The following is a 13095-nucleotide window of genomic DNA, read 5'->3' as shown; positions in this document are numbered from 1 at the left end:
GTTCGCCCGAGATACCCTGATCTCATGCACGTTCACCCTTCGACGGCGCCGGACGACCGGTCCCGTGTCGCCTCCATCGCCGCCGCCATCGTGTGCGTCGCCGTGGTGGGCATCGGCATCGGCCTCACGATTCCGCTTCTATCCATCGAGATGGCCCGGATGGGCGCGTCGAGCACCCTCATCGGGGTGAACACCGCCATCGCCGGCCTCGCCAGCATCCTCACGGTGCCGTTCGTGCCGCGCCTCGCCGCGCGCATCGGCGTTGTCCGCCTCCTCATCCTCGCCCTCGCGACGGGCTGCGTGATGCTCACGGGCTTCAAGGTGCTGCCCGACATCGCCTGGTGGTTTCCCCTGCGCTTCGTGTTCTCGGCGTCCCTCGGCGCCCTGTTCGTCCTGTCCGAGTTCTGGATCAGCGAGGCGGCACCGCCGGCCCGGCGCGGGCTGGTGATGGGGATCTACGCCACGATCCTGGCACTCGGCTTCGCCGTCGGCCCGACGCTGCTCACGCTACTGGGGACGGAGGGGTATGCCCCCTACCTCGCTGGCTCTTCCCTGTTCCTCGCCGCCATGGTGCCGCTTCTCCTCGCCCGGGGCCTGTCGCCCGAGATCGGCCACGGCGGTGGCCGCTCGTTTATCGCCTATCTGCGCCTTGCCCCGGCGGCGACGGCGGCGGCCCTCCTGTACGGCGCGGTGGAGACGGGGGGCTTCGCCATCCTGCCCCTTTACGGCCTGCGCCTCGGCTACGACGCGCAGATCGCGGCCGGGCTCGTCTCGGCTATGGCCCTGGGGAACGTCCTGTTCCAGATCCCGTTCGGCTGGCTCGCCGACCGCATGGACCGGCGCGTCGTTCTCCTGGCCTCCGCCCTCTTCGGAGCGTTCGGCTCGCTCCTGATCCCCGTCGCGTCCGCGTCGTTCCCGGCGCTCCTCGTCCTGCTGTTCGTCTGGGGCGGAATCGCCGGCACGCTCTACACCGTGGGTCTGGCGCAACTCGGCGCCAGCGTGCGCGGTCCGGAACTGGCCGGGGCCAACGCCGCCTTCGTGCTGCTCTACAATGTCGGGCTCATGCTCGGTCCGCCGATCATCGGCGGCGGTATGGATCTCGTGCCGCCCCAGGGCTTCGCCTACACCCTCGGCATCCTGTTCCTCGCCTATGCCGGCCTCGTGGCCTGGCGCCTGCGCGGCTATCCCCGGCCTTGACGAAACCCGGCCGATGAGGCAATGACCGCCCCGGTATTCAGCCGGCTCGAGCCGGCCCTTTTGCGTTTCGCTGATGCGGAATGCCGCCATCATAGGAGCGCCGCGCCATGGCCAAGGCCGTCACCGTCAAGATCAAGCTGCTGTCGACCGCCGATACGGGTTACTTCTACGTCACGAAGAAGAACTCCCGGACGCAGACCGAGAAGCTCTCCATGAAGAAGTACGACCCCGTCGTGCGCAAGCACGTCGACTTCAAGGAAACCAAGATCAAGTAAGCCGCTTCACGGCAACGTGACGGTTCGAGGCCGCTTCCCCAGGGGAGGCGGCCTTTTTGTTGTGCCGTGACGCATCCGCGCCGGTTGAAGCCGGCGGGGGTTCGGGCGATGGAGGGGCCAACGCAGCCTTCGCCGGGACGGACCGCATGAGCCAGGACTTCGACGTCGATCTGTTCGTCATCGGCGGCGGCTCCGGCGGCGTGCGCGCCGCGCGGATCGCCGCCGGACACGGCGCCCGCGTGCAGCTGGCGGAGGAGTACCGGGTCGGTGGCACCTGCGTGATCCGGGGCTGTGTGCCGAAGAAGCTCATGGTCTATGCTGGCCGGTTCCGCGAGGAGTTCGAGGATGCGGCCGGGTTCGGCTGGAGCGTGCCGGAGCCCCGCTTCGACTGGGGCGTCCTGAAGACCCGGCGTGACGCCGAGGTGGCGCGCCTGGAGAGCCTCTACGATACCAATCTCGGCAAGGCAGGCGTCACCCTCGTGCATGAGCGGGCTGTGATCGAGGACGCCCAGACGGTGCGTCTCGTCGGCTCGGACCGGCGGGTGCGGGCGAAAACCATTCTCGTCGCCGTCGGCGCCCATCCCGTGAAGGTTCCGGCGGTGCCGGGCTGCGAACTCGCCATCACGTCGAACGAGGTTTTCGATCTGGAGACCCTGCCGGAGCGGATCCTCGTGGTCGGCGGCGGCTACATCGCGGTGGAATTCGCCGGCGTGTTCGCGGCCCTCGGGGCACGCACCACCCTGGCGCATCGCGGCGACCGGCTCCTGCGCGGCTTCGACGACGAGATTCGCGAGGCCCTCGACGAAGCCTACGCCAAGCGCATGGATCTCCGGCTGAACACCAGTGTGGAGCGCCTGGAGCGCATCGCTGGCGGCATCCGCGCCACCTTGAGCGACGGCTCCACCCTGGAGGTCGATCAGGTGCTCTACGCCACGGGCCGGCGCCCCAAGGTCGAGGGCCTGGGGCTCGAGAACGTCGGGATCGACCTCGACGCGGCGGGCGCGATTCCCGTCGATGCGTTCTCGCAGACCCGCGTGCCGTCGATCTACGCGGTCGGGGACGTCACCAACCGCGCCGCCCTCACGCCCATCGCCATCCGCGAGGGGCATGCCTTCGCCGACACGGTGTTCGGCGGCAAATCCTGGTGCGTCGATCACGACCTCATCCCCACGGCCGTGTTCTCGACGCCGGAGATCGGCGTCGTCGGCCACAACGAGGACAAGGCGCGCCAGCTCTATGGCCGCATCGACGTCTACCGGTCGCGCTTCCGCCCGATGAAGGCGACCCTGTCGGGGCGCGACGAGAAGGTTCTGATGAAGGTCATCGTCGATTGCGCCAGCGACCGGGTGGTCGGCGTCCATATCCTCGGCCACGATGCCGGCGAGATCATCCAGGCGGTGGGCATCGCCGTCACCATGGGTGCGACGAAGGCGGATTTCGACCGGACCATCGCGGTCCACCCCACCGCCGGCGAGGAACTCGTCACCATGCGGACGCCCGTGGGAGGTTGAGGAACCCCATACCGTCGCAGCCGGGAACGGCGGGCGGGGGGGCGGGGTTGCCGAGGAGCGCTGGTGCGCATCCGGAGCCCCCATGACCGACAAGATGGCCGACCCGAAGATCGAACCCTATACCGGTCCGGCGGGCGGCTGGGGCTCCGCCGCGTCCCTGGCCGAGATCCTGCTCCGGGAGGAGATCCCCGTCTCGGGCGCGGCTCTGCTGATGAAGCAGAACAAGCCCGACGGCTTCATGTGTACCTCCTGCGCCTGGTCGAAGCCGAAGAAACCGGCGGCGTTCGAGTACTGTGAGAACGGTGCGAAGGCGACCGCCTGGGAGCAGACGACGAAGCGCGTCGGCCCCGACTTCTTCGCCGCGCACACGGTGAGTGAGCTCCTGACGTGGAGCGACTACGCCCTGGAGGAGAAGGGCCGGCTCACCCATCCCCTGCGGTACGATTCCGCGAGCGACCGCTACGTGCCGGTGGCATGGGCCGACGCCTTCGCGGAGATCGGCCGCGAGTTACAGGCCCTGGAGCCGAAATCCGTCGTCTATTACGCGTCGGGCCGGGCGTCGCTGGAAACCTCCTACATGTACGCGCTGTTCGCGCGGATGTACGGCAACAACAACCTGCCCGACTCCTCGAACATGTGCCACGAGCCGACTTCGGTGGGCCTGAAGGCGTCCATCGGTTCGCCCGTGGGCACCACGGTGCTGGAGGATTTCGAGACCACCGACCTGATTCTGTTCTTCGGCCAGAACGTCGGCTCCAACTCGCCCCGCATGCTCCATCCCCTGCAGGAGGCGCGCAAGCGCCGGGTGCCGATTCTCACCTTCAATCCGTTGCGCGAACGCGGGCTGGAGCGCTTCACCAACCCGCAATCGCCCATCGAGATGGCGACCCGGAGCGAGACCGAGATCTCGACGCAGTATCATCAGGTGAAGGCCGGCGGTGACATCGCGGCCATGACCGGCATGTGCAAGGCTCTGTTCACGGCCGACGACGAGGCCCGAATCGTCGGGCGGCCACGAATCCTCGATGTCGCGTTCATCGAGGAGCACACCCACGGCATCGATGCGTTCAAGGCCTTTTGCGAGGCGCAGGACTGGGATGACTTGGAAGCCCGGTCCGGCCTCACCCGCGCGGCCATGGAGACCGCCGCCGCGTCCTACGGGCGCGCCCGCGCCGTGCTCGGCGTTTACGGCATGGGCCTGACCCAGCACCGCAAGGGCACCGAGACGGTGCAAATGCTCGTCAACCTCATGCTCCTGCGGGGTAATGTCGGGCGGCCCGGGGCCGGCCTCTGCCCCGTGCGCGGCCATTCCAACGTCCAGGGCCAACGCACGGTCGGCATCACGGAAAAACCGGAGCTCGCTCCCCTCGATGTGTTGTCCGAGCAATACGGTTTCGAGCCGCCCCGTGAAAAGGGCCTCAACACCGTGGAGGCGTGCGAGGGCATCCTCGACGGATCCGTGAAGGGGTTCATCAGCCTCGGCGGCAACTTCGTTCGGGCGATTCCCGATACGGTGCGGATGGAAGAGGCGTGGCGGCACATGCGCCTGACGGTGCAGATCGCCACGAAGCTCAACCGTTCGCATCTCGTCAACGGCACGGTGGCTTACCTACTCCCGTGCCTCGGCCGCATTGAAATCGACACTCAGGCCACGGGCATCCAGGCGGTCTCCATGGAGGATTCGACCTCCTGCTTCCACGGCTCGCGGGGCTTCACCAAGCCGGTGGGTCCGCAAGTTCGGTCCGAGCCCTGGATCGTCGCCGAACTCGCCAAGGCGACCCTGGCGCCGAACCCGAAGGTCGATTGGGATGCCTGGGTCGGTGATTACGCCAAGGTCCGCGACGCCATCGAGGCGACTTATCCGAGCGTGTTCCACGACCTCAACGGCCGGATGTTCGAGCCCGGTGGCCTGCACAAACCGATCCCGGCCCGCGAGCGGACGTGGGAGACCGAGACCGGCAAGGCCAACTTCATCGTGCCGGCGGGATTGGAGGCCGATCCCGATATGCCGGCCCGGGGCGCCGACATCCTCGACCTCATGACGCTGCGCTCCAACGATCAATTCAACACCACGGTCTACGGCTATGACGACCGCTTCCGGGGCGTGAAGGGCACGCGCATGATCCTGTTTATGAACGCCGCCGATATTGCCCGCCTCGGTTTGAGCGACGGCGCCAGCATCGATCTCACGACGCCGTCCGACGACGGTTTCACCCGTAAGGTCGAAGGCTTGCGGGTCATCGAGTACGATATTCCGGTGGGCAATTGCGGCGGCTACTATCCGGAGCTGAACCCGCTGATCCCCCTCTGGCACCACGACGAGCAATCGAAGACCCCGGCGGCGAAGGCGATTCCCGTTCGCATCACCCCCTCGACGCGCATCCCCCGTGACCCATAACACCCCCATGGACCAGCACGACGACGCGCACGATCGCCGTCAGGCGATCATCGACCGGTTGCTCGCCGAGGCCCTGCGCCCCGTCGATGACGATCGCCTGCCGAGCCACGACGCCCTACCGGAGGATATGCGCAAGGCCGTCGATATCCTGCTCGCCAAGGCCGAAACGCAGCGCTTGCGCCGGCTGACCTATGACGACCTCGAAGAGGCCCTTCCGCCTCGCGACGTGACCTCGGAGGATCTGGAGGCGATTTTCTGGATCCTGTCGGAGCACGGCATCGCCATCGAGGAGGGCGACGGGGCCTGATCCGGCAGCAGGGCAGACCAACCGTCCCCGACTCTCGCGTCTGCGAACAAACCCCTCTATAAGCCGCGCTTTCCGTGCCGCTTTCGGCGCGCGAAGACGGCCGGCCGAGGGGTGGCGGGAGACAATCATGGGTGAGCGTCGGACATCGAAGACGGGCTGGACGCCGAAATCTTGGCGCGACCTGCCGATCCAGCAGGTGCCGGCTTATCCGGACGCCGCTGCGCTTTCCGCCGTCGAGACCCAGCTCGCGAGCTTTCCGCCCTTGGTCTTTGCAGGCGAGGCCCGGAAGCTGAAATCCGCCCTGGCGCGCGTCTCGACGGGCGAGGCGTTCCTGCTCCAGGGCGGTGATTGCGCCGAGAGCTTCGACGAGCATTCGGCCGACAACATCCGCGATTTCTTCCGCGTGTTCCTGCAGATGGCCCTGGTGCTCACCTTCGCGGGCGGCTCGCCGGTGGTGAAAGTCGGGCGCATCGCCGGACAGTTCGCCAAGCCCCGTTCGTCGCCCACCGAGACCATCGGCGGCGTCAGCCTGCCGAGCTACCGCGGCGACATCGTCAACGGCTTGACCTTCACGGAGGAGGCCCGCGTGCCCGATCCGCGCCGGCAACTCGAAGCGTACCGCCAGTCGGCGGCGACGCTCAACCTCCTGCGCGCCTTCGCGACGGGCGGTTACGCCAACCTCGAGAACTCGCATCGCTGGATGCTCGGCTTCGTGAAGGATTCGCCGCAATCGGCCCGTTACGCCGATTGCGCCGAGCGCATGACCGAGGCCCTCGACTTCATGCGCGCCATCGGGATCAACCCCGAGACGCACCAAGAGGTTCGCACCACGGACTTCTACACCAGCCACGAGGCCCTGCTGCTCGGCTACGAGGAGGCGCTGACCCGCGTCGATTCCACGAGCGGCGAGTGGTACGCCACGTCGGGCCACATGCTGTGGATCGGCGACCGTACGCGTCAGGCCGACCACGCGCATATCGAGTACGCGCGCGGCATCCGGAACCCCATCGGCCTGAAGTGCGGGCCGTCGATGACCGCCGAGGGACTCATCGGCCTCATCGATCAGCTGAACCCCGCCAACGAGGCCGGGCGCCTCACCCTGATCTGCCGCTTCGGCGCCGACAAGGTCGGCGATCACCTGCCGGGTCTGATCCGGGCGGTGGAGCGCGAGGGCCGCAAGGTGGTGTGGGTGTGCGATCCCATGCACGGCAACACGATCTCGGCCGGCGGCTACAAGACCCGGCCGTTCGAGCGGGTGATGCAGGAGATCGAGAGCTTCTTCGGCATCCACCGGGCCGAGGGCACGATTGCGGGCGGCATCCATCTGGAGATGACCGGTAAGGACGTCACCGAATGCACGGGCGGCGCCCGGGCGCTGACGGCCGACGACCTGCAGGACCGTTACCACACCTACTGCGACCCGCGCCTCAACGCGGAGCAGGCCCTGGAGGTGGCGTTCCTCACGGCCGAACTGGTGAAGCGCGAACGGGCCGAGTTCGAGCGCCCCCGCCTCGACGCGGCGGAATGAGTCGGCCTCCACGCGATCGACGTGGTCGCGGGATCAGAGGTCGGTGCGGGGCTTGAGCGAAGCTGAACTTCGCCATTGCGCCGGGCGCAAATGGAGTTCTGACGACGCAAAAGGCCCCGCCGTTGAGGCGGGGCCTTTTCTTATGCGCTCTCGGATTTCGGTGCCGCAGAAACCGCCTAATGCAACCAGCCCGTGAAGAAGTAGATGATCAGGATGATCGGCAAGGGAATGCCGATGAGCCAAAGCAAACCGCCCTTAAGCATGACGCAACTCCCGTGAAGACATCTTTTCTCCAACGGGTCGGGTTGGAGTTGAGTTCCTGAATCTATCGCGGGGTGGCGCTTCTACAGGGTGTCCCGCTGTCCCTTGCCCCGGCTCTCGTAATAGAACGGGATCGGCAGATAGGGAGCGAGGTTCCCGGCCACCTGCGTTTCGAGGTCCGTCAGGACGAGGCCGGTGATCCGGGGCAGGTCGAGGCTCCGCGCCTCCGCGAAGGTCACCCAGGCGAGTTCGACCAACTCGGAATTCGGCGTGACAATTCCGGGGATCTCCCGCGCCACCGCCTTGCGGTCGACGGCGAAGAAGCGGGTGTCGAACCGCCGGGGCCGGCCCGGTGGGGTGATGGCACGGGCGACGAAATGCAGGTCTTCGAGGTCCGGGAGGATCTCGGCCGCGCGGAATGCCTGCCAACTGCCCTCGGGCGTGGCCTCCGGCGGTCCGTACTCGCGGGTGCCGAGCATGAGCCCGGTCTCCTCGTAGGTCTCCCGGATCGCGGCCAGGGCCAGGGCGCGCCCGAGCGCGTGGGAGGCGCGCGGAACGCGCAGCGCCAGGGCATCGCAGGCTCTCGCCGAGAGCGCGCCGGCCACGGGCATATGTCGATCACCAGGTTCGATGCGGCCGCCCGGAAATACGAATTTGCCGGGCATGAAGGCGAGGGACGGGTGCCGCCGGCCCATCAGAATTCTCGGCGTCCGCTTCGTGCGATCGAGGATGATGAGGGTCGCGGCGTTGCGAGGCCGCAGGGTCGCCGTTCTGGCGACGCCGGACTTTTCGACGCCGTGCTCCGGCGGATCAGGCGGGGCCGAGACCTGGGCTGCGGATGTCGCTCTGTCCACGCTGAGGCTCCTCCGGGGGCGATACGGCTACGCTTCGGACGGGTAGCGTGGCGAAGCCCCCCATGCCAAGGGCGTATTGCAGACCGACGACGGCACCCTTCACCGGTTGCAACAGGGCGAGGGCCGAGCCCAGGGTGACGACGGGCCAGAAGCTCAGCTGGAACCACAACGGCACGTCGTAATTCGTCTCGAGCTCGAGGATGAAGTATCCGACGATGTGGCCGACGATGAAGATCACCACGTAGGGCGGAAGATCGTCGGCGCGGTGGCTATGCAGCGCGAGCCCGCAGGCGTCGCAGTTCGGCCGGACCTTGAGAAACCGACCGAACATCCGACCCTCGCCGCAATGGGGGCAGCGTCCCAGGAAACCGCGCGTCATGGACGTCACGAGGCCGGTGCGTTCGGCCGGAAGGGTCTCGACGCGCGCGGTCATGGGCTCGGTCCGTCCTGTTCGTCGGAGGCTGTCTGTCTACACCACCGGCCTCATCGGCGCGACCCGCGGTGACGCGACCCGGAGTTGCGGATGCCGGGGGGGCGCCCCGGCGCCCCGGCCTTGCGGGTGGCGCGAGCCTTCCCGCCTGCGGGACCGCGTGTCGGACGCGACTGGCCGTCCGACAGCAATTCAAAGCGCAGGGCACCCGCCACGGCGGCGGCCTCGACGAGACGCACTTCGACCCGGTCGCCGAGGCGGTGGGTTTCGCCCGAACGCTCGCCCACCAGGGCGTGCCGGGCCTCGTCGTGGCGGTAGAAATCGGCGCCGAGGGTCGAAATCGGCACGAAGCCGTCGGCCCCGGTCTCGTCGAGCTTGATGAACAGCCCCGCGCGGGTCACGCCCGAGATCTGTCCGGTGAACTCGGCCCCGACCCGGTCGGCGAGGTGGTGGGCGATGAGACGGTCGATGGTCTCGCGCTCGGCCGCCATGGCCCGGCGCTCGGCCGCCGAGATCTGCTCGCCGATTTGATCGAGCATCCCCACGGTGACGTCCGACGACAGGCCGTCGCGTCCGAGGCGGCAGGCCGCGATGAGGGCGCGGTGGACGATGAGGTCGGCGTAGCGTCGGATCGGCGAGGTGAAGTGGGCGTAGCGGCGCAGGTTCAGGCCGAAATGCCCGAGGTTCTGCGCGGCGTAGACCGCCTGGGCCTGGGAGCGCAGCACCACCTCGTTGATGAAGATCGCGTGTTCTGTCTCGGCCACCGCCCCGAGGAGGCGGTTGAACAGGGCTGGGCGCAGGGCCCCTTCCTTCGGGATCTTGATGCCGATGGAGGCGAGCACTTCGCCCAAAGCCCGCATCTTCTCCAGGGCCGGCTCGTCGTGGACGCGGTAGATCAGCGGCTGTTTCGCCTGTTCCAAGGTCTCGGCGGCGGCGACGTTCGCCTGGATCATGAACTCCTCGATGAGCCGGTGCGCGTCGAGGCGGGCCGGCACCACGACGCGGTCGACGGCGCCGTCAGGGGTGAGGAGCACCTTGCGCTCCGGGAGGTCGAGGTTCAGGGGACCGCGCGCGTCACGGGCGGCTTTCAGGGCGTCATAGGCGGACCAGAGGGGGCGCAAGACCGGATCGAGCAGCGGCGTGGTGGTTTCGTCCGGAAACCCGTCGATGGCGGCCTGGGCCTGAGCGTAGGACAACTTCGCGCGCGAGCGCATGGTCACCCGATGGAAACTGTGGCGCCGCTTCGTCCCATCGGCGGTGACGACCATGCGCACAGCCAGGGCCGGGCGGTCTTCGTGCTCGCGGAGCGAACACAGGTCGTTGGAGATGCGCTCGGGCAGCATCGGTACCACCCGGTCGGGGAAGTAGACCGAATTACCCCGCATCAGGGCTTCGCGGTCGAGGGCCGAACCTGGGCGGACATAGGCCGCGACGTCGGCGATGGCCACGGTGACGACGAAGCCGCCCGGATTGGCCGGGTCGGGATCGGGGACCGCCATCACGGCGTCGTCGTGGTCCTTGGCGTCGGGCGGGTCGATGGTGATGAGGGGCTCGGCCCGCCAATCTTCCCGCCCGTCGAGACCGGCGGGCGCCACGGCGTCGGCCTCCGCCAGCGTCGCGGCGGAAAACACATGGGGGATGTGGTGGAGGTGAAGCGCGATGAGGCTGATCGCCTTCTCGGAGCCGAGCGATCCCAGCCGCTCCTTCACCCGGCCCCGGGGCAGGCCGAACTGGGTCTCGCGCTGGAGGCTGACGCTCACGAGGTCGCCGTCACGGGCCTCGCCTTCCTCGCCGGCCGGGATCGCGATCTCGCGGCCCTGCGCGCGTTTCTCGACGGGAATGATGCGTCCGCCATCCTTCCCGGCGCGGTAGACGCCGATGATCTCGGCCTTGTTCTTGCCCACCACCTTGATGACGCGGCCCGTATAGCGCCCGGCTTCGCCCTCCGTCGCGGCGACGCGTAGGAGGACCCGGTCGTTGAGACCGGGCGCCGCGAGACCGGGTTTACGACCCGGCCGCGGCGTCATTACGGTGATCTTCGGCGGCGGTCCCTTCTCCACATCCCACTCGACGGGGGTTGCGATGAAATCGCCGTCGCGGTCGCGGGACCGGATATCGGCGAGCACCACCGCCGGCAGGCGTCCGGCCTCGGTGAGACCGCCGCGTCCGCGCTCGATGGCCCCGTCCTCTTCAATCTCCTTCAGGATGCGCTTGAGGCCGATGCGGTCGGCCCCCTTGATGCCGAAGGCCGCCGCGATCTCGCGTTTGCCGACCTTCTCGGTCGCGCTCGCGATAAAGGCGAGAATGTCCTCACGGGAGGGGAGGGCGGGGCGCCCGGGGTTCGGATTGATACGCTTGGCCAAATCAACGGGCTCGCGGCGCGGGGTCGTGACCCTGCGCAAGAGATGTCGGCCGATCCCAGCATGGAATCATGGCCTGTCGCCGTAACATGGGCGCGCGGGCGCTTCCGGACAACGGCACGCAGCCCGCCCTCAACATCGTTCATCCCGTGGCGGCGGATCATCCCGTCGCGGCGGACTTGCGGATGCGCTCGACGGCCGCATCGATGTCGAGATCGGGGTCGGTGATTTCGTTCAGGCCGAAGGGACACAGGGCGGGGAGACCGAACTCGACCTGTCCCTCCGCGTCACGGAACTCGGGTGCCTCGGCGTCGCCCACGGCGAGCGTCCACATCCCGTCGATCTTGAGGGAGGCGACCGTCGCGGGGTCGAGGGCGATGCGGGCGTGGCTCTGTCGGGCCTCCTCGCGCCACAGGAGGCTGGCGCGGTCCTCTCCCATCAGGGCCGCTTTCACGAGACTGGCGAGGAGGTGTCTGAGGTCGTTCATGAACATCCGGTCATTGGATCCGCGGCCCTGATCGCAGCGCAAGGCCCGCGCCAATTTCCGAGCCGCTGGGACGTTTTCTCACGCGCTCGTCGGAAGCCAATTGGATCATCCGGCAACCGTATGAATCGGCCTCGGGCAACGGTCGCCGTCGGGGGCGGCGACAAGGTGCGGGGCGGCGTTGCGCGAAGCTGCGAGGGGCATGGGAAGGTTCTCCGAGATCGGTATCCGGCGCCCCCTCACCTCAATCCGCATATACGGAGCGCTGCGGCCAAGCCGTCGCCTCAGGCTTCGAGGCCCTGGGCCGGACCGATCCCGGCGCTTGTCACCCGTGCCCGCCGCCGGGCCGCGCGGCGGCGCAGGACGTAGAGCACGAGGCCGCTCGCGGCCAAGAGGGGCATCAGCAGGGAGGCCGCGAAGAATACGAACGCGATGGCGTCGCCGAAGAAGCGTCCGCGATGCACTTCGAGCATGTTGTCGGCCATGCGCCGGCCCAGTGCCTTGTCGGCGTCACGGGCGGCGGACACTCGCGCTCCGGTGGCAGAATCAAACGTCACCTCGTTGCGCAGGCGGGACGCCCCGAGTTGGTAGCGGATGCGGATCGTAGCCGCGTCGGGGTTGGGGACCGTCAGGATGGCGAGGGTCGCGTCCCGGCCTTCTCCGGCCTGGAACGTCGCCCAGGCCCTGTCGAGGGCCGGCGGTTCCTTCCCGCGCACGGCGGTGCGGGCGGGTTTCGCGCGTGGGCCCTCGCCGGTGAGTACCCAGGTCGCGGCGTCGCGGTACCAATCGTAGGACCACCATAAGCCCGACAGGGCGATAACCGCATAGACCGGCAGCAGCCAGGTCCCCGCGATGGTGTGGAGCGACCACCAGCGCGGGCGGCCGAGACGTCCGAGATTCGGTTTCAGCCAGATCCGCCAGGAATGGATTTTCGGCCAGCGCAGATAGAGGCCGGTTCCGAGGAAGACCAGGAGTGCCACAGCGCTCGCGCCCGTGATGGTGCGGCCCCAACCCTTGCCCTCGCCGGGCAGGAGGAGCCAGCGATGCAGGTCGCGGATCGTCGCGAACGCCGCTTCGAGGCGCGGCGCGCCGAGGTAACGCCCGTCATACGGGTCGAGATAGGACGAGGGCGGCCGTGCGCCATTCTTGTCCGCGACGGCGAAGCGGATGCGCGCGCTCCGCGCCGGATCGGACGAGAGGGTGACGGTGTTGACCTTCGCGCCCGGCCGCTGCGCTTCCACGTGGGCGATCAGGGCCTCGGGGCCGAGGCGGGGCGTCGTCTGGACCGCGACGAAGGCCCGGTCGTGGTCGGCCCAATCGCCTATGGCCTCCTCGTAACTCATCAAAGCCCCCGTCAGGGCGACGACGACAAGGACAAGCCCGGCAGTGAGGCCAAGAATCCAATGTAAGCGGAAGAGGACGGAGCGAAGCATGGCTGTCTGCCGTAGCAGACCGCGCGGGCGGCGGCGATGGCGTGAGGGGGAGTGGGG

At 68.2% G+C, this 13095-nt stretch carries 11 protein-coding genes; 6 read left to right on the top strand and 5 right to left on the bottom strand.

The window, feature by feature from the left end; translation table 11 throughout:
* Window positions 1-24: 24 nt before the first annotated feature.
* The 6 genes from BM249_RS01660 to BM249_RS01635 all read left to right on the top strand — a co-directional run bounded on the left by BM249_RS01660 (window position 25) and on the right by BM249_RS01635 (window position 7216).
* Complete coding sequence (locus tag BM249_RS01660; RefSeq protein ID WP_091968334.1) at window positions 25-1197, top strand: MFS transporter; 1173 nt, start codon at window positions 25-27, stop codon at window positions 1195-1197.
* A gap of 107 nt (window positions 1198-1304) precedes the next feature.
* Complete coding sequence (gene rpmG / locus BM249_RS01655; RefSeq protein ID WP_091968331.1) at window positions 1305-1472, top strand: 50S ribosomal protein L33; 168 nt, start codon at window positions 1305-1307, stop codon at window positions 1470-1472.
* A 146-nt stretch (window positions 1473-1618) separates the two neighbouring features.
* Window positions 1619-2983: a glutathione-disulfide reductase gene (gene gor, locus BM249_RS01650; protein ID WP_091968329.1), complete on the top strand. Its 1365-nt coding sequence runs from the start codon at window positions 1619-1621 to the stop codon at window positions 2981-2983.
* Between the two features lie 94 nt (window positions 2984-3077).
* Window positions 3078-5381, top strand: a complete 2304-nt coding sequence (locus BM249_RS01645; RefSeq protein WP_091968824.1) for an FdhF/YdeP family oxidoreductase — start codon at window positions 3078-3080, stop codon at window positions 5379-5381.
* 7 nt (window positions 5382-5388) lie between these two features.
* Window positions 5389-5688 carry an RNA polymerase sigma factor region1.1 domain-containing protein gene (locus BM249_RS01640; RefSeq protein ID WP_091968327.1) on the top strand — a complete coding sequence of 100 codons (300 nt, stop codon included), beginning with the start codon at window positions 5389-5391 and terminating at the stop codon, window positions 5686-5688.
* 127 nt (window positions 5689-5815) lie between these two features.
* Window positions 5816-7216, top strand: a complete 1401-nt coding sequence (locus tag BM249_RS01635; RefSeq protein WP_091968325.1) for a class II 3-deoxy-7-phosphoheptulonate synthase — start codon at window positions 5816-5818, stop codon at window positions 7214-7216.
* Window positions 7217-7560: 344 nt separating this feature from the next.
* Here the strand turns inward: BM249_RS01635 and BM249_RS01630 are convergent, their stop codons facing one another.
* The 5 genes from BM249_RS01630 to BM249_RS01610 all read right to left on the bottom strand — a co-directional run bounded on the left by BM249_RS01630 (window position 7561) and on the right by BM249_RS01610 (window position 13038).
* Entirely contained in the window at window positions 7561-8331 is a 771-nt protein-coding gene (locus BM249_RS01630) for an NUDIX hydrolase (RefSeq protein ID WP_091968323.1), read from the bottom strand.
* Entirely contained in the window at window positions 8288-8764 is a 477-nt protein-coding gene (locus tag BM249_RS01625) for a DUF983 domain-containing protein (RefSeq protein ID WP_091968321.1), read from the bottom strand. The genes BM249_RS01630 and BM249_RS01625 overlap by 44 nt, the downstream gene beginning before the upstream one ends.
* 50 nt (window positions 8765-8814) lie before the next feature.
* On the bottom strand, window positions 8815-11124 hold the full coding sequence (gene rnr, locus BM249_RS01620) for a ribonuclease R (protein ID WP_091968319.1): 2310 nt from the start codon (window positions 11122-11124) through the stop codon (window positions 8815-8817).
* Window positions 11125-11281: 157 nt separating this feature from the next.
* Window positions 11282-11608: a hypothetical protein gene (locus BM249_RS01615; RefSeq protein WP_091968821.1), complete on the bottom strand. Its 327-nt coding sequence runs from the start codon at window positions 11606-11608 to the stop codon at window positions 11282-11284.
* A 281-nt stretch (window positions 11609-11889) separates the two neighbouring features.
* Window positions 11890-13038: a PepSY-associated TM helix domain-containing protein gene (locus tag BM249_RS01610; RefSeq protein ID WP_091968316.1), complete on the bottom strand. Its 1149-nt coding sequence runs from the start codon at window positions 13036-13038 to the stop codon at window positions 11890-11892.
* Window positions 13039-13095 lie beyond the last annotated feature (57 nt).

Source organism: Methylobacterium gossipiicola (assembly GCF_900113485.1).
In the GTDB taxonomy this organism is placed as follows: Bacteria; Pseudomonadota; Alphaproteobacteria; order Rhizobiales; family Beijerinckiaceae; genus Methylobacterium; species Methylobacterium gossipiicola.
Note: the sequence above shows the minus strand (reverse complement) of the source record. Positions and strands in the feature narration are given on the sequence as shown.